The organism is Arthrobacter sp. NPDC056727 (assembly GCF_042790555.1).
Classification (GTDB): Bacteria; Actinomycetota; Actinomycetes; order Actinomycetales; family Micrococcaceae; genus Arthrobacter.
In genome coordinates this window covers 96,709-123,026 of record NZ_JBHTZA010000004.1, presented here as the reverse complement: position 1 = coordinate 123,026, position 26,318 = coordinate 96,709, and the positions used below count along the sequence as shown (strand labels likewise).

General features: G+C 68.4%; 23 protein-coding genes. 17 read left to right on the top strand and 6 right to left on the bottom strand.

Annotated elements, in window-relative coordinates; genetic code table 11:
- The first annotated feature begins 77 nt into the window (after nucleotides 1–77).
- From murI to rdgB, 4 genes are all read left to right on the top strand, one after another.
- Nucleotides 78–1,136, top strand: coding sequence for a glutamate racemase (gene murI, locus ACFRAH_RS05495; RefSeq protein WP_377990050.1), 1,059 nt, complete (start codon nucleotides 78–80; stop codon nucleotides 1,134–1,136).
- On the top strand, nucleotides 1,133–1,930 hold the full coding sequence (locus ACFRAH_RS05490; RefSeq protein WP_377989900.1) for an MBL fold metallo-hydrolase: 798 nt from the start codon (nucleotides 1,133–1,135) through the stop codon (nucleotides 1,928–1,930). Before murI ends, ACFRAH_RS05490 begins: the two co-directional genes overlap by 4 nt.
- A gap of 102 nt (nucleotides 1,931–2,032) precedes the next feature.
- Nucleotides 2,033–2,791 (top strand): ribonuclease PH, encoded by a 759-nt coding sequence (gene rph, locus ACFRAH_RS05485; protein WP_003805875.1) that lies wholly within the window; start codon nucleotides 2,033–2,035, stop codon nucleotides 2,789–2,791.
- A 14-nt stretch (nucleotides 2,792–2,805) separates the two neighbouring features.
- Nucleotides 2,806–3,450, top strand: coding sequence for an RdgB/HAM1 family non-canonical purine NTP pyrophosphatase (rdgB, locus tag ACFRAH_RS05480; protein WP_377989899.1), 645 nt, complete (start codon nucleotides 2,806–2,808; stop codon nucleotides 3,448–3,450).
- Nucleotides 3,451–3,531: 81 nt separating this feature from the next.
- On the opposite strand, the gene ACFRAH_RS05475 is transcribed toward rdgB, so the two are convergent.
- A complete protein-coding gene (locus ACFRAH_RS05475; protein WP_377990049.1) occupies nucleotides 3,532–4,305 on the bottom strand; it encodes a VTT domain-containing protein in 774 nt (257 codons plus the stop codon).
- A gap of 68 nt (nucleotides 4,306–4,373) precedes the next feature.
- Between ACFRAH_RS05475 and ACFRAH_RS05470 the strand changes: the two genes are divergently transcribed.
- Both ACFRAH_RS05470 and ACFRAH_RS05465 read left to right on the top strand, forming a co-directional pair.
- A complete protein-coding gene (locus ACFRAH_RS05470; protein ID WP_377989898.1) occupies nucleotides 4,374–5,408 on the top strand; it encodes an exonuclease domain-containing protein in 1,035 nt (344 codons plus the stop codon).
- 9 nt (nucleotides 5,409–5,417) lie between these two features.
- On the top strand, nucleotides 5,418–5,933 hold the full coding sequence (locus ACFRAH_RS05465) for a DUF4395 domain-containing protein (protein ID WP_377989897.1): 516 nt from the start codon (nucleotides 5,418–5,420) through the stop codon (nucleotides 5,931–5,933).
- Here ACFRAH_RS05465 and ACFRAH_RS05460 read toward each other — a convergent pair.
- Entirely contained in the window at nucleotides 5,920–7,032 is a 1,113-nt protein-coding gene (locus tag ACFRAH_RS05460; RefSeq protein WP_377989896.1) for an ADP-ribosylglycohydrolase family protein, read from the bottom strand. The genes ACFRAH_RS05465 and ACFRAH_RS05460 overlap by 14 nt on opposite strands.
- 162 nt (nucleotides 7,033–7,194) lie before the next feature.
- Between ACFRAH_RS05460 and ACFRAH_RS05455 the strand changes: the two genes are divergently transcribed.
- The 4 genes from ACFRAH_RS05455 (at nucleotide 7,195) to ACFRAH_RS05440 (ending at nucleotide 13,936) form a co-directional block, all read left to right on the top strand.
- Nucleotides 7,195–8,160: an MIP/aquaporin family protein gene (locus tag ACFRAH_RS05455; protein ID WP_377989895.1), complete on the top strand. Its 966-nt coding sequence runs from the start codon at nucleotides 7,195–7,197 to the stop codon at nucleotides 8,158–8,160.
- A gap of 55 nt (nucleotides 8,161–8,215) precedes the next feature.
- Entirely contained in the window at nucleotides 8,216–9,397 is a 1,182-nt protein-coding gene (locus tag ACFRAH_RS05450; RefSeq protein WP_377989894.1) for an exonuclease SbcCD subunit D, read from the top strand.
- Nucleotides 9,394–12,453, top strand: coding sequence for an AAA family ATPase (locus ACFRAH_RS05445; RefSeq protein WP_377989893.1), 3,060 nt, complete (start codon nucleotides 9,394–9,396; stop codon nucleotides 12,451–12,453). The genes ACFRAH_RS05450 and ACFRAH_RS05445 overlap by 4 nt, the downstream gene beginning before the upstream one ends.
- Nucleotides 12,454–12,532: 79 nt before the next feature.
- Nucleotides 12,533–13,936: an MFS transporter gene (locus ACFRAH_RS05440; RefSeq protein ID WP_377989892.1), complete on the top strand. Its 1,404-nt coding sequence runs from the start codon at nucleotides 12,533–12,535 to the stop codon at nucleotides 13,934–13,936.
- Here the strand turns inward: ACFRAH_RS05440 and ACFRAH_RS05435 are convergent.
- On the bottom strand, nucleotides 13,924–14,658 hold the full coding sequence (locus ACFRAH_RS05435) for an IclR family transcriptional regulator (protein ID WP_377989891.1): 735 nt from the start codon (nucleotides 14,656–14,658) through the stop codon (nucleotides 13,924–13,926). The two genes, ACFRAH_RS05440 and ACFRAH_RS05435, sit on opposite strands and share 13 nt — an antisense overlap.
- 134 nt (nucleotides 14,659–14,792) lie before the next feature.
- Here ACFRAH_RS05435 and ACFRAH_RS05430 point away from each other — a divergent pair, with 134 nt between their 5' ends.
- The 3 genes from ACFRAH_RS05430 (at nucleotide 14,793) to ACFRAH_RS05420 (ending at nucleotide 18,338) form a co-directional block, all read left to right on the top strand.
- Nucleotides 14,793–15,320, top strand: coding sequence for a flavin reductase family protein (locus ACFRAH_RS05430; protein WP_377990048.1), 528 nt, complete (start codon nucleotides 14,793–14,795; stop codon nucleotides 15,318–15,320).
- Between the two features lie 53 nt (nucleotides 15,321–15,373).
- Nucleotides 15,374–16,828: a 4-hydroxyphenylacetate 3-monooxygenase, oxygenase component gene (gene hpaB / locus ACFRAH_RS05425; RefSeq protein WP_377989890.1), complete on the top strand. Its 1,455-nt coding sequence runs from the start codon at nucleotides 15,374–15,376 to the stop codon at nucleotides 16,826–16,828.
- 178 nt (nucleotides 16,829–17,006) lie between these two features.
- Nucleotides 17,007–18,338, top strand: a complete 1,332-nt coding sequence (locus ACFRAH_RS05420; RefSeq protein ID WP_377989889.1) for an MFS transporter — start codon at nucleotides 17,007–17,009, stop codon at nucleotides 18,336–18,338.
- Nucleotides 18,339–18,351: 13 nt separating this feature from the next.
- Here the strand turns inward: ACFRAH_RS05420 and ACFRAH_RS05415 are convergent, their stop codons facing one another.
- From ACFRAH_RS05415 to ACFRAH_RS05405, 3 genes are all read right to left on the bottom strand, one after another.
- Nucleotides 18,352–19,005, bottom strand: coding sequence for a phosphoribosyltransferase (locus tag ACFRAH_RS05415; RefSeq protein WP_377990047.1), 654 nt, complete (start codon nucleotides 19,003–19,005; stop codon nucleotides 18,352–18,354).
- 119 nt (nucleotides 19,006–19,124) lie between these two features.
- Nucleotides 19,125–19,952 carry an alpha/beta fold hydrolase gene (locus ACFRAH_RS05410; RefSeq protein ID WP_377990046.1) on the bottom strand — a complete coding sequence of 276 codons (828 nt, stop codon included), beginning with the start codon at nucleotides 19,950–19,952 and terminating at the stop codon, nucleotides 19,125–19,127.
- 121 nt (nucleotides 19,953–20,073) lie between these two features.
- Nucleotides 20,074–21,456: an amino acid permease gene (locus tag ACFRAH_RS05405; RefSeq protein ID WP_377989888.1), complete on the bottom strand. Its 1,383-nt coding sequence runs from the start codon at nucleotides 21,454–21,456 to the stop codon at nucleotides 20,074–20,076.
- A 193-nt stretch (nucleotides 21,457–21,649) separates the two neighbouring features.
- On the opposite strand from ACFRAH_RS05405, the gene ACFRAH_RS05400 reads away from it, so the two are divergent.
- From ACFRAH_RS05400 to nadC, 4 genes are read left to right on the top strand one after another with little or no spacing between them, the layout of a single operon-like run.
- Nucleotides 21,650–22,360 carry an NUDIX domain-containing protein gene (locus tag ACFRAH_RS05400; RefSeq protein WP_377989887.1) on the top strand — a complete coding sequence of 237 codons (711 nt, stop codon included), beginning with the start codon at nucleotides 21,650–21,652 and terminating at the stop codon, nucleotides 22,358–22,360.
- Nucleotides 22,357–23,667 (top strand): quinolinate synthase NadA, encoded by a 1,311-nt coding sequence (nadA, locus tag ACFRAH_RS05395; RefSeq protein ID WP_377989886.1) that lies wholly within the window; start codon nucleotides 22,357–22,359, stop codon nucleotides 23,665–23,667. The genes ACFRAH_RS05400 and nadA overlap by 4 nt, the downstream gene beginning before the upstream one ends.
- Nucleotides 23,668–23,677: 10 nt before the next feature.
- Nucleotides 23,678–25,447, top strand: a complete 1,770-nt coding sequence (nadB, locus tag ACFRAH_RS05390; RefSeq protein WP_377989885.1) for an L-aspartate oxidase — start codon at nucleotides 23,678–23,680, stop codon at nucleotides 25,445–25,447.
- On the top strand, nucleotides 25,440–26,312 hold the full coding sequence (gene nadC / locus ACFRAH_RS05385) for a carboxylating nicotinate-nucleotide diphosphorylase (RefSeq protein ID WP_377989884.1): 873 nt from the start codon (nucleotides 25,440–25,442) through the stop codon (nucleotides 26,310–26,312). The genes nadB and nadC overlap by 8 nt, the downstream gene beginning before the upstream one ends.
- Nucleotides 26,313–26,318: the final 6 nt, after the last annotated feature.

Sequence of the window (26,318 nt, the reverse complement as noted above, 5' to 3'; positions counted from 1 at the left end):
CGGTTCGCGGTCCGGCGTGGGCCGTTTTCCGCCGCGCCGAGTGTGACAAATTCGACATGAGTCGCTCGCCACAAGTGATGGCCGCACCTCACGGGAAGACCTATCCTCAAATAATCATGACTTCAGCATCGAGCATGGATCCGGCAGCGGGAGCTGCAGCGGAGTCCGCAACGGCCGGCGACGTAAATGTGGGATCGCTGCCGATCGGCGTCTTTGACTCCGGGGTCGGCGGCCTCACGGTGGCACGGTCGATCATCGACCAGCTGCCCAATGAATCCATCCTCTATGTCGGTGATACCGCCCACGGCCCGTACGGCCCGCTGCCCATCGCGGAGGTGCGCGCCAACGCCCTTGGCGTCATGGACGAACTCGTGGACTCCGGCGTCAAGCTGCTGACCATAGCCTGCAACTCGGCGTCGGCGGCCGTGCTGCGCGACGCCCGCGAGCGGTACACGGCGCGCTACGGGATCCCTGTCATCGAGGTGATCCAGCCGGCCGTGCGCCGGGCCGTCGCGGCCACCCGCACCGGCCGGGTGGGCGTGATCGGCACCTCAGCCACCGTGGGCTCCCGGGCCTACGAGGACACGTTTGCCGCCGCACCCGACCTGGAGATCACCTCCGTGGCCTGCCCCGCGTTCGTGCCCTACGTGGAGGCCGGCATCACCACCGGGCCGGAACTCCTCGACGTCGCACGCGAGTACCTGGCGCCGCTGAGAGCAGCCGGCGTGGACACCGTGGTGCTCGGCTGCACGCATTATCCGCTCCTGACCGGCGTGATCTCCTACGTCATGGGCGAGGACGTCACCCTGGTCTCCAGCGCAGAGGAAACCGCAAAGGACGTCTACCGGGCACTGGCCAGCAACGGCCTTGAACGGACGGACGCCGCGGCGCCCGGGCACAGCTTCATCGCCACCGGCGATCCCGGCCAGTTCGAGGCGCTGGCCCGCAGGTTCCTCGGACCGGAGGTGCTCAGCGTCAAGCACGTGGACCACGTCGCCGCGCAGTACCCCACCGGCAGCCTGGCGCGGATCACCCCTGAAATGATCGCCGCTGCCCGGGAGGCGGCCGCCCGCCCGCGCATCTCCAACTTTGTCGGGCAGGCTGCCGGGCCGCTGGGCGGGGGGTCCTTCCTGTGAAGCTCACCATCGTCGGCTGCACGGGCTCGTTTCCCGGCCCCGGCTCGCCTGCCTCCTGCTACCTGCTGACCGCCAACGACGGCGAACGGGTGTGGAAGGTGGTCATGGACCTCGGCAGCGGGGCCCTGGGCGCCATCCAGCGCTACACCGACCTTGAGGACATCGACGCGATCTTCCTCACACACCTGCACCCAGACCACTGCATGGACCTCTGCGGCCTGCACGTGGCGGTGCGGTGGAAGCCGGGCGGCTGGGACCGCGGCAGGATCCCCGTCTGGGGGCCCGCCGCCACCGCCGACAGGATGGCGACTGCCTACGGGCTGGACCTTGATCCGGGCATGCACGAGGAGTTCGACTTCACCAACTGGACCGAACGCCAGTCGGTCACGGTCGGGCCTTTCACCGTCACCCCGTTCGCCGTGAACCACCCCGTGGAGGAGGCCTATGCGCTGCGCGTCGAGGTCACCGAGCCGGACGCGGCCGGCGGTACGGCGACGCGCGTGCTGACCTATTCGGGGGACACGGACTCGTGCCGCGGGCTGGAGGAGGCGGCCAAGGACGCCGACCTCTTCCTGTGCGAGGCAGCCTTCGAGGAAGGCCGCGACGACGGCATCAAGGACGTCCACCTGACCGGCAAGCGGGCCGGGGAGGCGGCAACCGCCGCCGGCGCCCGCCGCCTGCTCCTCACCCATATTCCGGTATGGACCTCGCAGACCAAGGTCATGGCCGAGGCCCGTCCCGCCTTCGCCGGTGACGTGGCCGTGGCCGTGGCGGGCGTGCACTACACCGTCTGACTGCACTGCTCCGTCTGACCTGGACTGCCGGGGCTGGGACCGCCGGAGCTGGCACCAGCTGACGTGGCGCCGTCGGACCTGCAGCCTAGATAAGCTAAAGGCATGACTTCCGAAGCAACCACTGCCCCCGTCATCCGTGCCGACGGCCGCACCCCGGACCAGCTCCGCCCCATCAGCATCACCCGCGGCTGGTCCAAGCAGGCCGAGGGATCGGCCCTCATCGAGTTCGGCAACACCCGGGTCCTGTGCACCGCTTCCCTCACCGAAGGCGTTCCGCGCTGGCTCAAGGGCGAAGGCCGGGGCTGGGTGACCGCCGAGTACGCGATGCTCCCGCGTGCCACGAACACCCGCTCGGACCGCGAGTCCGTCAAGGGCAAGATCGGCGGCCGCACCCACGAGATCTCCCGCCTGATTGGCCGTTCGCTGCGATCCATCATCGACACCAAGGCACTGGGGGAGAACACCATTGTGCTGGACTGCGATGTCCTGCAGGCCGACGGCGGCACCCGGACGGCAGCCATCACCGGCGCCTACGTGGCGCTCGCCGAGGCCATCCGCTTTGCCCGCGAGAACAAGATGATCGCCCGCAACGCCCAGCCCCTGATCGACACCATCGCCGCCGTGTCGGTGGGGATCATCGACGGCATTCCGATGCTCGACCTGCCGTACATCGAGGACGTGCGGGCCGAAACCGACATGAACGTCGTGGTGACCGGCTCCGGCAAGTTCGTGGAGGTCCAGGGCACGGCCGAGGGCGCCCCCTTTGACCGGGACGAGCTCAACAAGCTGCTGGACCTGGCCCTGCTGGGGACGGAACAGCTGGCCGCCATCCAGCGCGAGACCCTGGCCGAAGCGCCGTGAGTGGAAACAGCGGCGTGAGTGCTTCCCACGCTCCGCGGCTGGTGCTGGCCACACGCAACGCCGGCAAACTGCGTGAGCTGCGTGAGCTGCTGCGCGGGCAGATCCCGGGGCTCGACGTCGACACCCAGGTGGTGGACGCGGCCGCCGTCGGCGCGCCCGACGTCGCGGAGACAGGGGTGACGTTCGCAGAGAACTCGCTGCTGAAGGCGCGGGCAGTGGCGGAAGCCACGGGCCTGGTAGCGATCGCGGACGACTCCGGGCTGTCCGTGGATGTGCTCGGCGGCGCGCCGGGGATCTTTTCCGCGCGGTGGGCGGGCCGTCACGGTGACGACGACGCCAACCTGCGCCTGTTGCTGGCCCAGCTGTCCGACGTGCCGGACGGCCACCGCGGCGCCGCCTTTGTGTGCGCTGCCGCGCTCGCCGTGCCGGCGTCCGCATCCGGGGACGGGGCCCGTGAAGTGGTGGAGTACGGGCAGCTGGCCGGGACGCTGCTCCGTGCGCCGCGGGGCGAAGGTGGGTTCGGCTACGACCCCGTGCTGGAACCCGTGGGCCTGGACCGCAGCTGCGCCGAGCTCAGCCCGGAGGAGAAAAACGCCATCAGCCACCGCGGGCTGGCGTTCCGTGCGCTGCTTCCGTCGATCGTCGAAGCCCTGCGTTAAACAGCAACGCGGGGTCACTTACCGCCCAATCCGGTCATAACATTGGGCGCTAAGTGACCCCGCGTTGCTAGTGCGGCCCCGTCAGTCGAGGTTCGTTTTGCGCTCGGCCTCGGGCTCGTGCTCCTCGATGAACTCTTCCACCGGGTCCGTGCCGAAGGCCGCAGCCTCCCGCTTGGCCGTCATGCCGCGGACCACTTCAATGGCGACCGGAATCACCGAGATGAGGACGATGGCGATGAAGATGATGTCCAGGTTGTCGCGGACCCACGGGACTTTGTCCCCCAGCAGGTAGCCGAGCAGGGTCACTCCGCCGCCCCACAGGAACGCCCCGATGACGTTGAACAGGAAGAACTTCCGCTTGTCCATGCCGGCAACACCCACGATGACCGGGACGAAAGTGCGGATGATGGGCACGAACCGCGCAAGGATCAGGGCCTTGCCGCCGTGCTTTTCGAAGAACTTGTGCGCACTGTCCACGTTTTCATGCTTGAAAAGCCTGGAGTCAGGCTTGTTGAAGATGGCCGGGCCGGCTTTGGACCCGATGAAGTAGCCCGACTGGTTGCCAATGATGGCGGATACGACGATCAGCGCGGCGAAGAGCCAGATGTTGAATTTGATCGTGTCCGTGGCCACGAGCAGGCCGGCGGTAAACAGCATGGAATCGCCGGGCAGGAAGAATCCGATCAGCAGCCCGGTTTCGGCGAAGATGATGCCGCAGACCAGCAGAACAACCCACGGGGCAAGGGCCGGATCGGCCAGGAAGACCTGGGGGTTGAGCCAGTCCGGCAGGAATGATGCCAGATGCGGCTGGACGGGGCCGGCGCCACCCAGCGCGGGCACGGCAAAGTCGCTCAATGCATTAAAGTTCACGTTTCAAGGGTACTTGACGGGTTCGGCGCCCCTGCCGGGCTACAGTTGTCCCCGTGGGTTTGGACTTTACGGCGATCGACTTCGAGACTGCCAACGGCTTCCGCGGTTCGCCGTGTGCCGTTGGCCTCACCAAGGTCCGTGGCGGCGTCATCGTCGAGGAGGCCTCGTGGCTCATGCGGCCCCCGGCCAACCACGACTCCTTTGACTATCACAACGTCCGTGTCCACGGCATCAGGCCCGAGCAGGTGGCTGGCCTTCCCCGGTTCGGCGAGCTGTTTCCGGAGATCGGCGCATTCATCGGCGCCGACATCCTCGCGGCACACAACGCTGCCTTTGACCTCGGGGTCATCCGTTCCGCGCTTGAGGTCTCGGGACTTGCCGGGCCCGCCTACGACTACGTCTGCACCGTGATGCTGTCCCGGCGCTGCTACTCGCTGGTTTCGAATTCCCTGCCCTTTGCCGCGGAGGAGGCGGGCGTGCCCCTGGTGAACCACCACGACGCAGCCGAGGATGCCCGGGCGTGCGCCGGGATCCTCATCGACATCGCGGGGCGCAACCGGGCCAACAGCATCGCCGAGCTATATCTTTCCCTGGGGCTGGCCATACCGCAGCAGCCGGCGTTCGACCCGTCCACCGGCGAGCTTTCCAAACCGACCGTTGCGGCGCTCGCCTCCGCGGGCGGCAGCAGTGCGGCCCGGCCGTTCCGCAGCGGGTGGCCCGAGGAAGGGCCCAACCCCGAGCCCAATCCCGACGCCGAACCCGGGAATCCGCTGTTCGGCCAGACCGTTGTGTTCACCGGCCAACTTGCCATGCCGCGGCCCGAGGCGAAGGTGCGGTCCGCTGAACTGGGCGCGCGCCCGGAAAGCCGCGTCACGGCCCGGACCAGCGTCCTGGTGGTGGGGGACGGCTTCGTCTCCGACGATCTGCGGTCGGGCAGGCTCACAGGCAAGGCCAAACGCGTCCTTGAACTGCACGACCGCGGCCAGGCCATCGAGGTGATTTCCGAAGGGGAGTTCCTGCAGATGGTGGGCGGCGCGCCGGTACACATGGCGCAACAAAGCTTCCCTGCGCCGTCGGCCGCATCCTAGGCTCGGTGCATGGCCAAGCTAGGCAAACTGGGCAGTCCCGGCGGCGTGGGTGCGGTGTTCGCCTTTCCCAATCCGGTCAACGAATACGCAGCCCGCATCACCGCCGGGCTGGTGGTCCTGCTGGCTGCCGCGACCCTGCTCACCGGCTTCGGCTGGGGGCTCGCCGTCATTGCGGGGGGGTTTTGGCTGCGCGTGCTGTTCGGCCCGAGGATTTCCCCGCTGGCACTGCTTTCGGTCCACGTCCTCGCGCCGAGGCTGGGACGGGTCAAGCTGGTGCCCGGACCGCCTAAGCGTTTCGCCCAAGGCATCGGCGCCGCAATGTCCACGGCGGCCGCCGTCCTGCTTGCAGCCGGCCTGGCGCCGGCGGCGTGGATCCTGCTTGCCGTGCTCATTATTGCCGCCTCGCTGGAAGCCTTCGCAGGGGTCTGCCTCGGCTGTGCCATCTTCGGCCTGCTGCAGCGCCGGGGCCTTATCCCCGAGGACGTCTGCGAGGCCTGCAACAACATTCCGCTCAGGCAGTTGTGACGGCAACCAGCTGACCGGCCATGCCGCGGATCACCTCGGGGGCCTCAAGCGCCTCCAGCCACTCTGCCGGCAGGCAGGCCGTGCCGTAGTACGCGCCGAGGATGTTGCCCGCGATGGACCCGGTGGAGTCGCTGTCGCCGCTGTGGTTGATGGCCAGCGCGATGGCGTCCTTGAAGTGCTCCACTGGGTCCGGCAGGCCGTCCACCTGTGTTTGGGGCGCAGTGGCCAGCACCGCATAAAGTCCGACGGCGAGTGCCTCCTCAGCCACCCAGCCCTCCCCGAGTTCACCGACCAGGTCCTCCGGGTTGAGGATGGTGCCGGATCCCGCCTCGCCGGCGAGGCGGACCGCGGCTTCCAGCCGCTCGCGGAGTTCGGGCGCCGCCTCCCCATCCGCCAGCACCCGCGCGAGTGCAGCCTTCGCCGCCCCGGCCAGGCTGCTGCCCTGCACGAGGGCATGGATGATCAGGCTGAAAGCGCCTGCGCTCTGCCGGGCGGAGGGGTGGCCGTGGGTGAGGGAGGCCGCGTCGGCGCTCAGCTTGTACACGGAGTCGGCCGGAATGTGCGGAACCAGGCCAAAGGGGGCGGACCGCATCACGGTTCCGCAGCCCTTCGAATCAGGATTGACCGGGCGGGCGGCCGTTCCCATTTCGCCGGTGGCCAGCCCGCTCAGGCACGCCTTGCCTGGCGCCCGCCGGTGCCGCAACACTTCCTGGCTGTCAATCCAGCGCGGCTGCGGCCGGGGCGCTGAGTCAGGAAGGGTCTCGCCCTGTGTGTCCAGCCAGCGCAGGTACGCAAGCCACACGCAGGCGTTGGCGTCGGCACCGACACCCGAGTTGGCCCACTCCAGGGCCTCGACAATCCCGTCCACCGTGTACAGCGTCATCTGAGTGTCGTCCGAAAAGTGGGTCCCGCCGTCGAGCACGGCAAAATCCCGGAGGCCGGCGGCGCCGAACCGGCGCCGGATCTCCTCTATCGGATCGAACTCGACGGCGTAGCCGAGTGAGTCGCCCAGGGCGCCGCCCAGCAGGCAGCCATGGATGCGGGACTCGGGGGACGGCGCCGTGCCAGAAAAAACGCTGGGGCCGGGAACATTGCTCATGCAGGCAAATTTACCTGTGATCCTGCCCTCCCGATGCCGGGGGTCCGGACACCGGACGATAAGCTCGGATTCAGCAAGTGTCCAGACTTTGCTGCCAGACTGCTGGGGCCGGTTCCCGAACCGAGCGGCGTTCCCCGCTGACCAAAACCTAAGGATTTCCCCATGAGCACCCCTGTGTCCGTCCCCCCGACCGACGGCCGGCCTTCCGCCGGTGACAACGGATTCCGGCCCGGACTCCTGGCCAGGCTCGGAGCGGAGGCGTTCGGAACGCTGTTCCTGGTGGTCGCCGGGCTGGGCGTGCCGCTCTTCACCCTTCCGCAGTCCAACCCGCTCCCCGGTGCGCTCGCCGGCGGCCTCGCCGTGACAGCGGTGATGCTGGCGTTTGCGTACATCTCGGGAGGCCACTTCAACCCGGCCATCACGCTGGGCAACCTCGTGGCGGGCAGGATCGGCATCGCCGCCGCGGCATCCTACATCGGCGCGCAGTTGGTCGGCGCGGCGGCCGGCGCGCTCGCCCTGTTCGGCATCCTCCGCACGGTACCCAGCATCCCCGACGCCCGTACGGCCTTTGACACCGTTACGGCCGGATTCGGTGAGCACTCAGTGATCCAGACCTCGATGGCCGGCGTGCTGCTCGCCGAAGTGCTGGGAGCAGCCGTCCTGGTGTCCGTGTTCCTTGCCATGACATCCCGCCGCAACAACCACGCCGCCGCGGCCCCCTTCGCCGTCGGGCTGGCATTTGCGGTGCTTCTGCAGCTGGGCCAGGCCCTTGGCAACGCGCCCTTCAACCCCGCGCGGGCCACCGCCTCCGCCCTCTTCAGCAGCAGCTGGGCACTGGAGCAGCTGTGGCTGTTCTGGGTGGCGCCCATCGTCGGTGCCGGTATCGCCGGCCTTGTTTTCCGTGGGTTCGCTGACGCCCGGGGCCGCAGTGCAGCCGTGGTGGACGCTGAGCCTGAGGGAACCGAACTGGACGACTTCGACGGCGACTCGGACGAAGAGCCCGGTGCGGCAGGCACACGGACGGATGACGGCCACACAGCAGGTGCGGACCTCCCGGCCGCAGCGCCGGAAGCGGACCGCGATGAGGCGCGCGACTTCTTCGACGGGCCGCGCAGCAAACAGTCTTGACGCGCCGAAGCGCGGCGTCGGCAATATTGTCAGTGCCCGCGTTTAGCTTATGAATATGCGGTTATTGCACACTTCCGACTGGCATCTGGGCCGGTCTTTCCATGGCGTCGGCATGCTGGACGCCCAGCGCGCCTTTGTCGACCAGTTGGTTGCGAGGGTCAGCGAACTGTCCGTCGATGTCGTGCTGATTGCCGGCGACGTCTACGACAGGGCGCTGCCCGGCGTTGACGTCGTCAACCTGCTGGACGACGCCCTGGTCCGGCTGACCGGGGCGGGTGCCCAGGTGGTGCTGACCAGCGGAAACCATGACTCCGCCATCCGGCTCGGATTCGCCTCCCGGCTGCTGGAGAAAGGTGGCGTTCACCTGCGCACCCGCCTCCAGGAACTGGACGTCCCCCTCGTCCTGCCGCTCGGCGGGGCCCGGCCGGGTCAGGACGGTCCTGTGCTGGCGATCTACGGCATCCCCTGGCTCGAGCCCCGGCTGGTGGCCGAGCAGCTTGGAGTGGACACCGCCAGCCACTTCGAAGTCACCCGTGCCGCCACGGAACGCATCAGGGCAGACATCGCCGCGCGCAGCTCGTCCCGGACCGTCCACTCCGTGGTGCTGGCCCACACCTTCGCCAGCGGGGGCATCAGCTCGGACAGCGAACGTGACCTGAGCATCGGGGGAGTAGGCGCTGTCCCGCTGGACCTGTTTGACGGCTTCAGCTACACCGCACTCGGCCACCTGCACGGCCGGCAGTCCCTCTCCCCGGACGTGCGTTATTCGGGATCGCCGCTGGCGTATTCCTTCTCGGAAGCGAAGCACCTGAAGGGCGGCTGGCTCGTGGACATTAATGAGTCCGGCGTCAGCGGCGTGGACGAGGTCCTCTGGGACGCCCCGCGGCAGCTTGCCATCCTCAGGGGAACCCTCGACGCGCTGCTGGAATCGCCTGAGCACGCCTGGGCCGAGGAGGCCTACTGCCAGGTGACCCTGACGGACGCCCAGCGGCCGGCCCAGGCGATGGAGCGGCTGCGGGCCAGGTTCCCGGACACGCTTGTCCTCGGATTCGAGCCGGAGGGAGCCACCGCGGTATCCGGGTCGAGCTACAGCAGCCGGCTGGCCGAGGCAGAGGACGATCTTGCCGTCTGCTGCGGATTCCTGGAACACGTCCGCGGCAGGGAGCCGGACGCGGCAGAGCAGGCCGCCCTCACCGAAGCTTTGGAGAATGTTCGTCTGCAGGAGGCATCACTGTGAGGATCCACCGTCTGGAGATCTCGGCGTTCGGTCCATTTGCCGGGACGGAGGAAGTTGATTTCGACCGGCTGAGCGCCCACGGGCTGTTCCTGCTCAATGGCCCCACCGGCGCCGGCAAGACCAGCGTGCTGGACGCCATCTGCTACGCGCTCTACGGGTCCGTGCCCGGAGCGCGGCAGGACGGCAAGAGACTGCGCAGCGACCATGCGGACCCGGCTGCCGAACCCCGCGTGACCTGCGAATTCACTGCCCGGGGCAGGCGTTTTGAGGTTTCCCGGTCGCCGGCCTGGGACAAGCCGAGCGCCCGCGGACGCAACGGTTTCACCACGCAACAGGCCAAGACCCTCCTCCGCGAACGCGTCGCCGGCGCCTGGGTGGAAAAATCCGGCCGGAACGATGAAGCAGGGGCGGAAATCACCGCGCTCCTTGGCATGGACCGGGAACAGTTCACCCGCGTCGTCATGCTCCCCCAGGGGGACTTCGCAGCATTCCTCCGCTCGAAGGCTTCGGACCGCCTCGAGCTGCTGCAGAAACTCTTTGGGACCGAGCGCTTCGAGGCAGTGGAGCGGGAGCTGGCGGTCCAGGCCGCCGGGGCTGTCAGGGAAGTGGCGGACCTTGAAGGCAGGCTGGGCGTGCTGGTGGCGAGGGCGCAGGGAGAGGCCGCGGCCCTCGAAGTCGGCTCCGATGCAGCACCGGAATCCGCAGGCGATCCAGAACTCCTGTCCTGGCTGGAGGAGGCAGCCTCGTCGCGCGCCTCGGCGCTGGCCGGCGATGCGGAATCCTCCGAGGAACAGCGCCGTGCCTGCGCGGACCGGCTCGAAGCGGAGCTGGCCAGGGAGGGAAGGCGCTCGAAGCTTGCTGCCGCCCTGCGCCGTAGGGCAGACGCGGAGGCGGCCGCACCCGGACTGGTGAGGGCGGGCGCCACGCTTGACCTGCACCGGAAGGCGGAGCTCCTCGGCGGCCAGCTGAAGTCCGTGACCTCCGCCGAGGCGATGTTCGACCAGGCGGAAAAAGCCGCTGACCACGCCTCCGCCAGTGTGCGTGAGGCAGCCACGTCCAGCCTCGAATTGGCGGGCAGGGGACTCCCCGCCGTCGACGTGGCCGCGGAGCTGTCGCGCCTGCGCGCCCTTGGCGCCGTGATCGGAGAACGCCTGGCCGATGAGGTCCGGCTGGGCGGCCTGTGGGAACGGGCCGCCGGGCTGGCCCGGCGGCGGCAGGAACTCGCCCGTGCCGCCGACGACCACGCCGCCCGGCTGCTTTCCCTCCGTACTGAGATGGAGGCCCTGCGGTCCACCCTGCAGCCGCTGGAACAGCTGGCAGGGGAATCCGTGCTTCGCACCAAGGAAGCGGCCGCCGCGGATGAGCTGGTGGACGTAGTCAGGCGCTACGGAATTGCTTCGGCCGAGTGTGTAGCGGTGACCGAACGGCACCTCAGGGGCAGGGAACACCGCCAGGAACTGCGCCGTCAGTGGCTGGACGTCCGCGAGGAACGCCTGGCCAACGCGGCGGCCGAACTGGCCTCGCAGCTGGAAAACGGGGCGCCCTGTCCCGTCTGCGGCAGCCCCGAGCATCCCGCTCCGGTGCCCGCCGGGGACTCGGTACTGGGGCTTGCCGACAAAGAGGAACGTGCCAAGGAGCGTAGCGAGGCAGCCGAGAAGGCGCTTTCTGCACTGGACGCCGAGCTGTCGGAGTCCAGGCAGTTGGTGGCCGTTCTCGCCGGCCAGGGCGGCGATACGGATCCTGCCGAAGCGGCGGAGGCCGCCAAGGCTGCCCGGGAATCCGCTGCCGAGGCAGCGGCCGCCGTAGCGGAACTGGCGGCCAGCAGGAGCAGGCAGGAGGAACTGGCCGACCGCATCGACTCCACGGATCAGGTGCGTGTGGAGACGTTGTCGCAGCTGGCGCAGACGGAATCGGCCCTGACCGAAATCGAGGGGCAGTCCGCCGCACTGGAATCGTCGCTCGAAACGCTCCGTGCAGGCCACGCGAGCCTCGCTCTGCGCAGCAACGCCATCGGCCGGGTCGTCGGCATTCTCGAGCAGGCTGACGCCGCCCAGTCGCAGCTGGAGCAGGCCGCGGCACGTCTGGCCGAGGCACGGGCCGAGCTCGACCGTGCTCTTCCCGAGGCCGGATTTACATCGGCCGCTGAGGCCCGCCAGGCCCTGCTGCCGGCGCCGGAGGCGGCCCGACTGGAGTCGGCCGTCCAGGCCGGGCGGGATGAGGAAATGCGGCTCGAGGAACTGTTCGCCAGCGAGGAGCTCGTCCTTGCGACGAAGGAACAGGCCGCCGTGGAACACGCAGCCGGGCATCACGAAGCCGGTTTAGCGGCCGCCGCAGTGGATCTGGACGCGCTGCGCGCCGAAGCTGCTCAGGCCGACAAGGCTGCCAAGGACGTTGCACTGGCGGCTGGCCTGGCCCGGCAGGCCGCCGGGACCCTGGGCCGCCTGCGCGCCGAGTATGGAAAGCTCGCTGAATCCGGCCGGGAGCCGAGGGAACGCGCTGAAATCCTGAAAGGCCTGGCCGAAGCGGCCCGCGGTTCCGGCGACAACAGCTACCGCATGAGCCTGAACGCGTACGTCCTGGCCGCGCGGCTCGAGCAGGTCGCCATTGCTGCATCGGAAAGGCTCGTGGCCATGAGCGACGGCCGCTACACACTGCAGCACTCGGACGCGAGGGCAGCCCGGAACGCGAAGTCCGGGCTGGGTCTGGAAGTCGTGGATGAATGGACCGGCCGCCGCCGCGACACCTCGACACTCTCCGGCGGTGAATCCTTCATGGCCTCGCTGTCACTGGCCCTCGGCCTCGCTGACGTGGTGCAGCAGGAAGCCGGCGGCGTCGACATTGAAACGCTGTTCGTTGACGAGGGCTTCGGCAGCCTCGACGAGCAGTCACTGGAGCAGGTCATGGATGCCCTGGAAGGCCTCCGGGACGGCGGACGCGTGGTGGGGCTCGTGAGTCATGTGGGGGAGATGAAGCAGCGAATCGGCAGCCAGCTCCAGGTGGTGAAACAGCGCAACGGCTCCACGGTGCACATCGAGGACGCGCTTGTGACGGTCTGATTCCAGTACCATGGGACTGTTACCGGGTTCGGCGCATCGGGAGGAGGGACGATGCGCATGACTGAACGAGCCCGGATACATGCACACTCCAGCGGCGTCCCAATCGCACGCCGACCCCCGTCCCGTCACCCCGCCCGCCGGCACCGAATCCCCGCGGACCTACTCTCCCGGCGCCGGCTCCCCTGAAACCAACGCGCCGGCGCCGAAGTTCGGCGGCCGCTTCGCGCGCCTGCCGGCGCTGGCAGGCAGGGGATTCCTGCCCCTGGGCCTGTTCGCCCGCCTGCCCCTCGCGATGCTGACGCTGGGCACCCTGACGCTTGCCACCTCGGTCACCGGCTCTTATGCAGTTGGCGGAGCCGCTGCGGGCGCCGTCGGTATCGGCTCGGCCGCCGGTGCGCCGGTCCTCGGCTGGTTGGCCGACCGGTTCAGCCAGCGGCCGGTACTGCTGGTCTCGGCTGTCCTGAATGTCGTGGCCGTGCTTGCCGTCATCGCCGCTGCGTACTTGATTCCCGGCGTGCATGACGTCGGCGCGGCGTGGGTCGTCATCACGGCCGCGTTCCTGGCCGGGCTGAGCTGCCCCCAGGTTGGTCCGCTGGCCCGGGTCCGGTGGATGGCACTCACGGCCGGCAGCCGGCGCGCGGGCGACAGCACCGACCTTGACGTCGCATTGTCCTATGAGAGCACGGCCGATGAGCTGACGTTCGTGCTTGGTCCGGCCCTCGTGGGCGTCCTGGCCAGCCTGGTCGCCCCGTGGCTGCCGCTTGCCCTGGCCGCGGCGCTCACGCTCACGCTGGTTCCGGCCTTCGCCGTCCACCCGACCCACAGTGCCGTCCCGCGGCGCGCTGCCGGCAGCCGCGTTCACCGCGGCAGCGCGCCCAACGCCGAGTCCCGGCCAGGCAGCCGGCTTGCCGGCATGGCCCCGGTGGCACTTCCGGTCCTGGCCATGGTCTGCATGGGCACGTTTTTCGGCTCGACGCAGGCTGCCTTGAGCGCCTTTGCCGCCGGTTTCGCAACATCAGAGGCAGCCGGGCTCCTGTACGCCGTCATGGGCATCAGCTCGGCCGCGGCCGCCATCTCGGTGGCTTACTGGCCTGCCGGTTTCCCGGTGACAGCCCGGTGGGTGGCGGGAGCCGCAGCCATGGCCGGGCTGTCCACTCTGCTGTTCCTTCCCACCGACGGCTGGGGCATGGTGCTGGTTCTGCTCGCGCTGGGCCTGCCGGTGGGCCCGGTCATGGTCACGGTCTTTGCCATAGGCGGGATGGTGGCACCGGCGGGCCGCCTGGCCACGGTGATGACGGCGCTGGCCAGCGGCATCGTTGCCGGCACCGCGCTTGGCTCGTCCCTCGGCGGTCAGCTGGCGCAGGGCGCCGGCCACAGCGCCGCCTTCCTCGTAACCCTGGCCGCCGCGGCGGCGCTGTTCGCGCTCGGGGCGGTTGCCGCCGTCGTCGTCCGTTCCAGGGAGCGGGCAACTCAGGCGAGCTGACCTTCGATCCTGGCGGCGCTGGCGGTCAGGGCCGCCGCCACCAGTTCCGGATCCTGCGCTGAGCGGATATAGACGACGGCGACGGCCGCCGGGCGTCCGCCGGGCACCCGGACGGGTGCGGCAAGTGAGGAAACACCGGCGATGACTTCGTCGTGGCTCGCAGCGTAGCCGCGCTTCCGCGCCTCGGCAGCCTCCGCTCGGTACGTCACGGCGGGAGCCAGCTGGTTCCACTCATGCTCGGTCAGGGCGGACTGGATGGCGATGCCGGGCGCGCCGGAGCTGATCGGATGGCGGGACCCCGGATGCTGCACCACTGTGGCGGCGGAATGCCTGGGCTCCACCGTCACGAGCGTCACACAGTCCTGGTGGTCCCACACCGCCACGAACGCGGTCATGTTAAGTGTGTTGGCCAGCTGGGTCAGCTCCGGAAGGGCGGCTGTCTGGAGGTTCCGGGAGACGCCCCGCGCCAGCACGGCGAGGCCGGGGCCGGGCTGGACCCGGCCGGCGTCGTCCCGGACCAGCAGGGAATGGTCCTCAAGGGTCCGCAGGATCCGGTAGGCGACGGAGCGGTGGACGCCCATTGCCCCGGCCAGTTCGGCGATGGTCAGCGGGCGGTCAGCTTCGGCGAGGATTTCCAGTGCGCGGATGCCACGGGAGAGGGTCTGCGACGGCGAGGCCTGGGCGGGGGCAACCTGCGCTGCGGCACCGGCGTTGGGAGTCATGCTGTCCATCCTAGGCAGGTCGGCGGGGAGGCCAGCCACAAGGGCTTGTGCAGCCCCTCACCTTGGGCTACGGTTCCATATAGGAATTGCCTGTTCAACTATCGAACACTCCAACTATAGGGCAGTTAACGATGATGGCCAATCCAGCAGCGGGCCCCGACGTTCCGGGGCGGACCGCAGTTCCCCGCGCCCACCGGTTCCGCGGCAGCCTGGGCCGGTTTGCCACGGGAGTCGCGATCGTTACGTTCGACGGCCTCACCAAGCGCCACGGCATCACCGTCAATTCCTTTACATCCGTCTCCATGGACCCGCCGCTGGTTTTGGCCAGCATTGCCCGCACCGCCAGAGCACACGATGAGCTGGCCGGCCGGCCCTTCACGGTCAACATTCTGGGCGCCGAACAGAGGTACCTGGCCACGCACTTTGCAGGACGTCCGGGCCCGGAGCCCCGCTGGGTGGAGGGCGCAACAGCCCCCCGGCTCGCGGGCGTGCTTGCCTACTTTGAGTGCCGGCCCTGGGCAGCTTACGACGGCGGCGACCACACCCTCTATCTCGGCGAGGTGGTGGATTTCGGCCACCGCAACGGCGATGCGCTCGCCTTCGCCAACGGCGCTTTCACCACCATCCCGGAGAGCCAGTTGGGGATAGAAGACCTGTTGTAGTCACCGCGCTTTCACCACCACCAATGACAGTTCAACGACGACTGGAGGCAGCAATGGGCATCAGAACCGGCCAGCAGTACCTGGACAAACTCAACGCGATGACCCCGCATATCGCGATCGACGGTGAAGTGGTCAGCGAGAAAGTTGCCGAACACCCGGCCTTCCGCAACGTTGCCCGGCAGTACGCGAAGCTGTTCGACATGCAGCACGACCAGCGGTACCGGGAAGCGCTGACCTACGCCTCGCCCACCACGGGGGACCCCGTCAATGCGTCCTTCCTGGTGCCCCGGACCATCGAGGACCTGCAGCACCGGCGCAGGGCGACCTCCACTTGGGCCGAGGCGACCAACGGATTCCTCGGCCGCACCGGCGACTACATGAACTCCGCGCTGACCGCCCTGGGCACGGCCGGGAAATGGTTCTCGCAGGCGGATCCCAAATTCGCCGAAAACATCAGCAGGTATTACGAGTGGGCGCGCGAAAACGACATGCTGGCAACCCACACGCTGATCCCGCCGCAGGTGAACAGGTCGGTATCGGGTTCCGAGCAGCTCGGCGGCCAGCTCACGGCCCACATCGTGGAGGAGCGCGACGACGGCATCGTGGTCCGGGGTGCCCGCATGCTCGCCACGATCGCGCCCATCGCCGATGAGCTGCTGGTCTTTCCGTCCACGGTGCTGCGCGGCACGCCGGAGGACGCCCCCTATTCCTTTGCGTTCGCCATTCCCAATGACGCGCCCGGGCTCCGGTACCTGTGCCGGACCTCGCTGTACAACGGCGGAAGCATCCACGATGAACCGCTGGCGTCCCGCTACGAGGAAATGGACGCCGTGGCCGTCTTTGACGACGTCTTCGTTCCAGGCGAGCGCATCTTCATGCTCGGCAACCCGCAGCTCTGCAACGCGTTCTACGCCGATACCGGCGCAGGTGCCCTGATGACCCACCAGGTCGTCACCCGGACCATCGCCAAGAGCGAGTTCTTCCTGGGCCTGGCCTCCGAGCTCGCCGATTCCATTGGCATCGACGGGTTCCAGCATATCCAGGAGGACATCGCCGAACTGATCATCGACGTCGAAATAGGCAAGGCTCTGGTCCGCGCGTCGGAGGCGGACGCCAAACCCAACGAGGCCGGCGTGATGTTGCCCAAATGGACCACACTCAACGCTGCCCGCAACTGGTACCCGAAGATGGCGCAGCGTTTCCCGCAGATCATCCGGAAGTTCTCCGCCTCGGGGCTGATGGCACTGCCCGGTGAGGCGGACGTCAACGGCGAAGCCAGGGCCGACATCGACCTCTACCTGCAAGGGAAGACGCTGACCGGCCCTGAGCGTGTCCGGCTGTTCAAGCTGGCGTTCGACGCCTCGATTTCAGGGTTCTCCGGCCGGCAGTCGCTCTATGAATACTTCTTCTTTGGGGACCCTGTCCGGATGGCCGGGGCCCTGGTCAACACCTACGACCGCGAACCGGTAAGGGCGCGCCTGCGCGAATTCCTGCACCGGACCGACTGATGCACCGGACCGACTGATGCGCAGGGCAACCGATGCGAAGGGCGACTGTGCGCAGGGCCGCCCAAGGGGTGCGCCAAATCACACTTTCATAGTATCCTTCCACTAACTGACCGTTCGATCAGTAAATCGGGCGGCTCCCACCTCCGGCAGTAGCACTGCCCCCAGCCACGGAGTTTCAATGACCGCAACTTCACACGTCGATTCAGAGGCGGGCCCCAGCAGCAAGCGCGAGGAACGCAAAGTCCTCGCCGGCACCCTGGTGGGCACAACCATCGAGTGGTACGACTTTTTCATCTTCGCCCAGCTGACAGCGACGCTGCTGTCACCGCTGTTCCTGGCCCCGCTGAACGAATCCAACCCGGGCCTGGCGCAGATCCTCTCCTTCGCGCTGATCGGCATCAGCTTCCTGTTCCGCCCCCTTGGCGCCATCGTTGCCGGGCACCTGGGCGACCGGCTGGGCCGCAAGGCCATGCTGGTGTTCACCCTCATCATGATGGGAGCCGCCACAGCACTGATCGGCATGCTGCCCACGTATGCCCAGATCGGATTCTGGGCGCCGGTGCTGCTGATCGCCCTCCGCGTTGTCCAAGGCTTCTCTGCCGGCGGCGAATGGGGCGGCGCGGCCCTGATGGCGGTGGAACACGCCCCCAAGAGCAGGCGCGGCCTGTTCGGCGCCTACCCCCAGATCGGCGTCCCCGTCGGCATGATCCTGGCCACCGGGCTGCTGTACTTCCTCAACACCGGCATGTCCAAGGAAGATTTCGCCTCCTGGGGCTGGCGCGTTCCCTTCCTGCTGTCCATCGTGCTGATCGTGGTGGGTTACCTGATCCGCCGCGCCGTGGGTGAGAGCCCGGTCTTCAAGGAAATGACGGCGCGCAAGGAAGAAAGCAAGGCCCCGCTCGGCGAGCTCATCCGGAGCCACAAGAAGGCCGTCCTCTACTCCACGATGATCTTCATCGGCAACAACGCCGCCGGCTACCTCCTGATTGCCTTCTTCATCGCCTACGCCACCAGGACGCTGAAGATGCCCACGCCGCAGATCCTGCTGGCCACCACCCTCGCATCCTTCGGCTGGCTGATCTTCACCCTGGTGGGCGGCTGGCTCTCGGACAAGATCGGCCGGGTCAAGACCTTCCTGGCCGGCTACGCGATCGTCTTCGCATGGATGATCCCAATGTTCGCCCTCATCGACACGAAGGACATCGTGCTCTACGGCGTGGCGCTGTTCGTCCTCACGGTCGGCCTGGGGCTTTCCTACGGGCCCATGTCCGCCATGTACGCGGAGATGTTCCCCGCCAACGTGCGGTACTCGGGCATCTCGATCGGTTATGCGTTCGGTGCCATCCTGGGCGGCGCCTTCGCCGCCACCATCGCCGAGTCACTCCTGCAGAGCACCAAGTGGGCCGGCTCTATCGGCATCTACATCATGATCCTGTGCGTCATCTCGGGCATCGGCGTGGTCCTGGCGAAGGAGACGCGGGGCCGCCCGCTCGGCATCAGCCGGCACTGATGCCTGGCGACCACTAGATGCGTGCGCCGTGCAGCAGGGCGATGGCGTCCTCGTCGCTCAGCTGATCAAAGTGCCGGTAAAAAGCCCCCACGGCCCGGAACCTTCCCGGCAGGTGCAGGCAAAGGACATTGCAGACCCGGGACAATGACTTCTCCGCCTCGATCGAGCCGACGGGCGCGGCAGCCACCACGGTTGCCGCGCCTGCCATCCGGACGGCCTCGACGGCTGCCCGCATCGTGGCCCCCGTCGCCAGTCCGTCGTCCACGAGCAGGGCCGTCTTGCCGTGGATATCGGGGTGCACAGCCGGATAGCTCTCGGCGCGGCGCATCAGTTCGTTCCGCTCCCGGTGCTCGACGTGGTCGAGCCACTCCTGCCGCACGCCGTCGTCGAGAATCCGCTCCACGAGAGGCCTGTTGAGAAGGCGGACAATCCTTCCGCCCGAGTAGGCCAGCGCACCATACGCGGTCTCTTCATGGCCGGGGATGCCGAGTTTGCGGACCAGCAGGGCCCCGAACGGCAGGTGCAGGACGTCAGCTGCGGCGACGGCCACCGGGATGCCGCCCCGGGCCAGGCCCAGCACAACCGTGTCCGGGCGCTCGCGGAATTGGGGAAGGGCGGCCGCAAGCTGCCGTCCTGCGTCTTCCCGGTCCTCAAAAACCATGCCCATGGGTTCCTCTTCCGGTGTTTCCGCCCCCACGTTCCAGCCTACGCCCGTCGGCTCCGGCGGGAGCCGGGATATTCGACGGCGTTCCGGCCAGGTGTTGGGGGCGGGGAAACCGGCCCTGCCTAGCTCCCGAGGAACAAGATGGCCGCCTGCTTGAAGGCGCGGCTGGTGATGGCGCTGGTGTGCGTGCGTCCGGGCAGCACCAGCTGTTCGGCCATGGAACCGGCGTTCCGGGCCAGCTCGGCCAGCTGTGGCATGGACGCGGCGCGTTCGTCGTTTTCGCCGGCCACCAGGAGCACCGGCATGTGCGGCACCGCCTCGGCGGGGTCGTACGGTTCACCCTTGATGGCCTCCACGAGGGACAGCAGGGCAAAGATGTTGTTGCTCGGCAGCGCCTGCGCCATGCTGAGGAGCCCGGCTGTGGACGCATCCTGAATGGGCGTGCCGTCCGCCAGGTAGCGCTGGGCGGCCACGAGGTCGAATGCTGCCAGCGGGTCGGCCACGTTCGGGCCGCCCAGGACCAGGCGGTGGACCAGCTCCGGCTGGGTGGCGCCGAACTCCCAACCGAGCCGGGAACCCAGGGAATAGCCGATCACGTCCAGCCCGCTTGCGGGGTCGCCGTGGCGCAGGGGCCGGGCGCCGGCGTCGAACGCGATCTGCAGGAGGTCTGCCCGGATCCGGCTGGGCGAGTAGGAGTCCATGTCCTCGGGCGCGCCGCTCCGGCCGTGGCCGGGCAGGTCGACGGCGATGACCCGGCGGCCGGCCTCCAGCAGCGCCGGGATCCAGCCGGTGTCCTCCCAGTTCAGCTTGCTGGACGCGGAGAAGCCGTGGATAAGGAGGATGGGGCGGAGCCCGGCGTCGTTCTGCGGGTCATGCACTTCGACGTAGAGCTGCGGGTCGGTGCCCTCGACCGTGTGGGAGTGCTGTTCGCCGGTGTGTTTGCCGCTCATCGCTTCAGTCCTCGTCAAGTCTCAATCCTTGTCAGGTGCAGGGCTCGCCGGCACTGCTTCGTCGCCGGTCCGCCGTGGATGGGCACCACTCTACCTGTCGGCGGACTGGGCAAATCCACGGTTAGCGGAGCCGGGCGCGCCGCGACGCAGCGATCCGTGCCCCCGCCCAGCACGCGGCGGCGATCCCGGCAATCAGCAGGATCGTGCTGATCAGCTGGATGCGGCTGCTCTCGGCACTGAAGCCCACCGCAAACACCAGCCCCAGGAGCACGAGGCCGAACACCGTGAGCCCGGGGAAGCCCTTCATCCGCAGCGGCAGGGGAGTGCCGTCGCGGTCCGCCCGCCGGCGCAGAATGAGCTGGGAGACCAGTGCCGAACCCCAGACCACCAGGCACGTGGACCCGACGAGCTGGAACAGGGCGGGCAGGATGCGCTCGGGGAAGAGCAGCTCCAGGACCGTGGCGATGAATCCGAACGCGACGGAAACGCCGACGGCGGCCATCGGCACCCCCGCGCCGCTGAGGCGGGACAGGAAACCGGGAGCCTCGCCCCGCTCCGCGAGCGAGAACACCATGCGGGACGCCCCGTACAGGTTGGCGTTCAGGGCGGACAGAAGTGCGACGACGGCCACCAGGGTAATTGCCGTGGCGGCACCCGGGATGCGGGCGGCGTCCAGGACGCCGGCAAACGGCGAGGACAGGGCCCCCGAGGTGGCCGGAAGGACGGCGGCGATCACGAAGACCGAGCCGATGTAGAAGACAAGGATCCGCCAGACGACAGTCCGGATGGCCCTGGTGACGCTGTGCTCGGGATCTTCGGTTTCCGCGGCTGCGACACTCACGATTTCCGTGCCGCCAAACGCGAAAATCACCACGAACAGGGCCGTGGCGATGCCGCCCAGGCCCGCCGGTGCGAAGTCGCCGGTGATGGTGGCCAGCCCAGGGGACTGCACCTCCGGCAGGAGTCCCAGGAGCAGCGCGGCACCGATGGCGAGGAACAGGACGATGGCGGTCACCTTGAGGATGGCAAACCAGAACTCGAACTCGCCGAAGTTCTTCACACCGGCCAGGTTGATGCCGGTGAACACCACCATGAACACGAGCGAGAGCGCCCACACCGGGACCACCGGCCAGACCGAAAACAGGAGCCCCGCGGCGCCGAGTGCTTCGGCGGCGATGACCACCACCAACTGCAGCCACCACAGCCAGCCCACGGTTGCCCCGGCCGTCTTGCCCATGGCGCGTTCGGCGTACACGGAGAACGCGCCGCTGTTGGGGTTGGCTGCCGCCATTTCGCCGAGTGCCCACATGACCAGGATGATGAGCGTGCCGGCCACCAGATACGAAACCAGGACTGCCGGGCCGGCCGCCTGGACGCCGGCACCGGAGCCCAGGAAGAGCCCGGCGCCAATGGCGCTGCCCAGGCCCATCATGGTGAGCTGGCGGGGCTTCATGCTGTGGCGGAGCTGGACTGCGGGTCGCTCTGCCGTGGACTTCATCGTCATGCTGCGTACCTTCTTGGGGTTGGGGAACTGGTCCTTTTGGGACCTTTCGAATTTACACCCAACTTCCGGCCCCGAAGTCCGAAACATTTGTCATCCAGGGGAACGGGCCGTAAAATCAGTTCAGGTCAAATTGACCATAACTAATCCAGGGCAGACCTGAGGGCCGGCCGTCGCAGCGAAGCGGGTGATTACCGTGTACACCACCTCAGCCAACGTGGCCGAGCGGCAGTCCGCGCCGCCGTCGCTCGCCATTTCCACGGTGATTTTCGCCCTCCGTCCCAGCGAATCCTCCGGCCGGCCAACGCTTTGGCTGCCGCTGGTCCGCCGGATCCGGGAACCGTTCAAAGGCCTGTGGGCCCTGCCCGGCGGTCCGCTGACGCACTCTGAGTCGCTGCAGGACGCGGCCTCGCGGAACCTGCGGGAAACCACCGGGCTGGCCCCCAGCTACCTCGAGCAGCTCTACGCCTTCGGCGGCCTGCACCGCTCGCCCACCCAGCGCGTGGTGTCCATCGTCTACTGGGCGCTGGTCCAGCCCACGGAAGCTGCCCTGGCGGACGAATCCGAAAATGTCCGGTGGTTCCGTGCCGACAAGCTCGGCAGCCTGGCCTTCGACCACAACGGGATTGTGGACTACGCCCTGTGGCGCCTGCGGAACAAGCTGGCCTACGGCTCCATCGCCTACCACTTCCTGGGGGAGTACTTCACCCTCGCCCAGGTCCGCGAGGTCTATGAAGCCGTGCTGGACACGCAACTGGACCCCGCCAACTTCCGCCGGCAGATCAAGTCGACGCCGGAAATCGAAGAAACCGGTGAATACCTCCAGGGCGGCAAGCACCGCCCGCCGCGTCTTTACCGATTTACCGGCCGCCCCGGCCTCGACCCAGATAACAGGAGCACCCCATGAGCAGCGTCAACACTGCCATCCAGCTGATCACGCGTGAACAGGCCGAGAAGGCCACTGCAGCCGGCGCCGGCGGCACCTGCAGTTCCGCGCTTGCCCAGGGTCCCTGGGAGTATGACGTCGCGGAAGCCCTCGCCGGTGTTCCGGCCTACGGTCCCGGAGCTTCCAGCGCCGACGTCGCTCCCGCCTCCACGCCGCGCCAGGGGCAGCTGCCTGAGGAGTACAAGCTGGCCACCGACGCCGAGCTCGATGCCCGGATCCGGGCCGCCAAGGCGGCACTCGGCGACCGTGCCGTCATCCTGGGCCACTTCTACCAGCGCGACGAGGTTGTCCAGTACGCCGACTTTGTGGGTGACTCCTTCCAGCTGGCCAACGCCGCACTGACGCGGCCCGACGCCGAAGCGATCGTGTTCTGCGGCGTGCACTTCATGGCCGAGACCGCCGACACCCTCTCCACGCCGGAGCAGGCTGTCATCCTGCCCAACCTCGCCGCAGGCTGCTCGATGGCGGACATGGCCGACGCCGATTCCGTGGAGGAGTGCTGGGAACAGCTTCAGGAGATCTTCGGCACTGAGCCCGACGCCGAAGGCCGCGTTCCGGTCATCCCCGTCACCTACATGAATTCCTCCGCGGCCCTGAAGGCCTTTTGCGGCCGGAACGGCGGCATCGTCTGCACCTCCTCGAACGCCAAGACGGTCCTTGAGTGGGCGTTCGAGCGTGGTCAGCGCGTCCTGTTCTTCCCGGACCAGCACCTCGGCCGGAACACGGCCAAGGCGCTGGGCGTCCCGCTCGGGCAGATGCCCATGTGGAACCCGCGCAAGGAGCTCGGCGGCAACGACGAACAGGCCCTGCTGGACTCCCGCGTGATCCTGTGGCACGGATTCTGCTCGGTCCACAAGCGTTTCAGCGTGGCCCAGATCGAGAAGGCCCGTGCCGACTTCCCCGGCGTCAACGTCATTGTGCACCCCGAATGCCCCATGGAAGTGGTGGACGCAGCCGACTCTGCCGGGTCCACGGACTTCATCCAGAAGGCCATTGCGGCGGCCACCGAGCCCACGGTCTTCGCGATCGGCACCGAGATCAACATGGTGAACCGGCTGGCGGCCCAGTACCCGCAGCACACCATCTTCTGCCTGGACCCGGTGATCTGCCCCTGCAGCACCATGTACAGGATCCACCCCGGTTACCTGGCCTGGGTCCTCGAAGAGCTCGTCGCCGGCCGGGTGGTCAACCGCATCACCGTGGACGACGACGTGCAGCAGGACGCCAGGACGGCACTCGAGCGCATGCTTGCCGCCAAGCCCCAATAGAGAGCCCGCAATGACCATCCCCAGCGAAAACGGAACGGCCGGACGCCGGCGGCTCGCCGTCGTCGGCAGCGGCATCGCCGGCCTCTATGCCGCCCTGCTCGCGGCGGAGGCAGGCGCCGACGTGGTGCTGCTGACCAAGGGCGCGCTCGCGGAGAGCAACACGTACTTCGCCCAGGGCGGCATTTCCGCCGTCCTGGATGAGCCGGCGCCCGGAGACACCGTGGCCGCGCACATTGCCGACACGCTGAAGGCCGGTGCCGGCCACTGCAACCCGGCGGCCGTTCGCGTTCTCTGCACCGAGGCGCGCCGGGACATCGCCGGGCTCGGACGCTTCGGCGTCCGCTTCGACCTGGACGACGACGGCGGTCCCGCCTTGGGCCTGGAGGCCGCCCACTCGGCGCCGCGGATCCTGCACGCCGGCGGCGACGCCACCGGCGCCGGCATCGCCAACGCCCTGATCTGTGCGGTGCTGGCGGCGCAGGCCACAGGCAGGATCCGGCTCCTGGGCCACGCCACCGTTACCGCCCTCCTGCAGCAGGGACGGCGGGTAACCGGTGTGGAGTTCCTGCAGGACGGAAGGGCGGGCAGGATCCAGGCCGACGCCGTGCTGCTGGCCACCGGCGGGGCGGGGCAGCTGTTCGCGCAGACCACGAACCCGTCCGTTGCCACGGCCGACGGACTGGCCCTCGCCTGGCGCGCCGGTGCCGCCGTCGCGGACCTGGAGTTCTTCCAGTTCCACCCCACCTGCCTGGCCACGCCCGGCACGGGAGCCAACACCGACGCCGCCAGCGACCCGCTGCTGATTTCCGAGGCCGTCCGCGGTGAGGGGGCCATCCTCATTGATGCGCACGGCCGCCGCTTCCTGCACGGCTACCACCCCGACGGCGAGCTCGCCCCGCGCGACGTTGTTTCCCGCAGCATCGCCCTGCACCTGGCCGCACTCGGCGAACCCAACGGGCACGTTTACCTCGACGCCCGGGTCCTCGAGCAGGCGCGGGGAGCAGGATTCCTGGCGAAGCGCTTCCCCACCATCACCCAGCGCACCCGCGAAGCCGGCTTCGACTGGACCCGGGAGCTCGTGCCCGTCGCGCCGGCCGCGCACTACTGGATGGGGGGCGTCTCCACCGACCTGCACGGCCGCACCACTGTCCCGGGTCTCTTCGCAGCCGGCGAAGTCGCCTGCACCGGAGTCCAAGGCGCCAACCGGCTCGCCAGCAATTCGCTCCTCGAAGGACTGGTGTTCGGGCGGCGGGCTGTCGAAGCGTTCCTTGGCGAACAGCGTGAGCCGTCGCAAGCCAGCACTACTCCGCGTGCTAGCTCGGCCGCGAGCGGCCTCCCCTTGACGCACGCTTCCGTAGCACTGTCCCGCGACTTCGCGGCGGACGACGGAAGCGCTGCGCCCTACCCCGAGGAGGGATTGGGAGATGCGGCATCCGGGGAGTTCTCTCGTTTTGCTCTGCGGCGGTTGATGACTGCCAAGGCCGGGGTGCTTCGCAGCGGCGAGTTGCTGCGGGAGGCGGGGACCGCGCTGGCCGGGTGGTTCGAAGATGTGTGTCCGGAAATCGCGCCGCTGAGTGCGGACCCGCGTGTTCACGAGGATGCCAACCTGTTGCTCGCAGCGCAGCTGCTGGTCCATGCGGCGCGGGAGCGGACCGATTCGCTGGGCGCGCATTACCGGGACGACGGCCTGCCGGAAGCCGCCCTCAGCCTGGCTGGCCAGCCCGACACCCTAGACGAAGAATTCAGAATGAGCCCGAAAGCGAGCCTTGTCCATGACTAGCCTGACCCTCCCCGCAGCACCCGTCCGCGAGATCCTGGAGCGGGCCTTCGCGGAGGATGCGCCCAGCGGCGACATCACCTCGCAGCTGCTGATCCCGGCCGAGGCCCGCGCCACCGCGGTCCTCAACGCCCGCGTCCCGGGAGTCTTCAGCGGCGGCAGCGTGTTCCGCGACGCGATGCTGATGGTGGACCCTGACACGCAGGTGGAGCTGCTCGTGGCAGACGGCGAGGCCTTCGCAGCCGGAACGAAGCTCGCCCGGGTCACCGGCCGGGCACGCAGCGTGCTGCTGGCGGAACGGGTCGGCCTGAACCTGGCACAGCGGATGAGCGCCATCGCCACCAAGACGGCGGAATTCGTGGCCCTGGCCGCCGGCACCAAGGCCCGCATCACGGACACCCGCAAAACCACCCCCGGCCTGCGCGTGCTGGAACGCTACGCCGTCCGGTGCGGCGGCGGGGCCAACCACCGCTACAGCCTTTCCGACGCCGTGCTGGCCAAGGACAACCACCTTGCCGTCATGACCGGGGGAGACCCCGCACGCCTGACCGCGCTCCTCGCCGGTGCGAAGGCCCAGCTGGGACACACCACGCACTTCGAAGTGGAAGTGGACAGCGCCGACCAGATCGAACCCGTCCTGGCCGCCGGCGTGGACACCATCATGCTGGACAACTTCAGCCTCGAGGAACTCCGCGCCGGGGTCCGGCAGGTCGCCGGCCGGGCCGTGGTGGAGGCCAGCGGCAACGTCAACCTGCGCACCGTGGCTGACATCGCCGCCGCCGGCGTGGACGTGATCTCCGTCGGTGCCCTGACGCACAGCGTCACTGCCCTCGACCTTGGCCTGGACGTCGAACTGACAGTGGGGTGAGCACAC

What these genes read in the sequence shown, in the direction of transcription:
- murI (WP_377990050.1), top strand. Translation starts at nt 78, where the DNA reads ATGGCCGCACCTCACGGGAAGACCTATCCTCAAATAATCATGACTTCA.
- rph (WP_003805875.1), top strand. Translation starts at nt 2,033, where the DNA reads ATGACTTCCGAAGCAACCACTGCCCCCGTCATCCGTGCCGACGGCCGC.
- ACFRAH_RS05465 (WP_377989897.1), top strand. Translation starts at nt 5,418, where the DNA reads ATGGCCAAGCTAGGCAAACTGGGCAGTCCCGGCGGCGTGGGTGCGGTG.
- ACFRAH_RS05460 (WP_377989896.1), bottom strand. Translation starts at nt 7,032, where the DNA reads ATGAGCAATGTTCCCGGCCCCAGCGTTTTTTCTGGCACGGCGCCGTCC.
- ACFRAH_RS05455 (WP_377989895.1), top strand. Translation starts at nt 7,195, where the DNA reads ATGAGCACCCCTGTGTCCGTCCCCCCGACCGACGGCCGGCCTTCCGCC.
- ACFRAH_RS05450 (WP_377989894.1), top strand. Translation starts at nt 8,216, where the DNA reads ATGCGGTTATTGCACACTTCCGACTGGCATCTGGGCCGGTCTTTCCAT.
- ACFRAH_RS05440 (WP_377989892.1), top strand. Translation starts at nt 12,533, where the DNA reads ATGCACACTCCAGCGGCGTCCCAATCGCACGCCGACCCCCGTCCCGTC.
- ACFRAH_RS05435 (WP_377989891.1), bottom strand. Translation starts at nt 14,658, where the DNA reads ATGACTCCCAACGCCGGTGCCGCAGCGCAGGTTGCCCCCGCCCAGGCC.
- ACFRAH_RS05430 (WP_377990048.1), top strand. Translation starts at nt 14,793, where the DNA reads ATGGCCAATCCAGCAGCGGGCCCCGACGTTCCGGGGCGGACCGCAGTT.
- hpaB (WP_377989890.1), top strand. Translation starts at nt 15,374, where the DNA reads ATGGGCATCAGAACCGGCCAGCAGTACCTGGACAAACTCAACGCGATG.
- ACFRAH_RS05420 (WP_377989889.1), top strand. Translation starts at nt 17,007, where the DNA reads ATGACCGCAACTTCACACGTCGATTCAGAGGCGGGCCCCAGCAGCAAG.
- ACFRAH_RS05415 (WP_377990047.1), bottom strand. Translation starts at nt 19,005, where the DNA reads ATGGGCATGGTTTTTGAGGACCGGGAAGACGCAGGACGGCAGCTTGCG.
- ACFRAH_RS05410 (WP_377990046.1), bottom strand. Translation starts at nt 19,952, where the DNA reads ATGAGCGGCAAACACACCGGCGAACAGCACTCCCACACGGTCGAGGGC.
- ACFRAH_RS05405 (WP_377989888.1), bottom strand. Translation starts at nt 21,456, where the DNA reads ATGACGATGAAGTCCACGGCAGAGCGACCCGCAGTCCAGCTCCGCCAC.
- nadA (WP_377989886.1), top strand. Translation starts at nt 22,357, where the DNA reads ATGAGCAGCGTCAACACTGCCATCCAGCTGATCACGCGTGAACAGGCC.
- nadB (WP_377989885.1), top strand. Translation starts at nt 23,678, where the DNA reads ATGACCATCCCCAGCGAAAACGGAACGGCCGGACGCCGGCGGCTCGCC.
- nadC (WP_377989884.1), top strand. Translation starts at nt 25,440, where the DNA reads ATGACTAGCCTGACCCTCCCCGCAGCACCCGTCCGCGAGATCCTGGAG.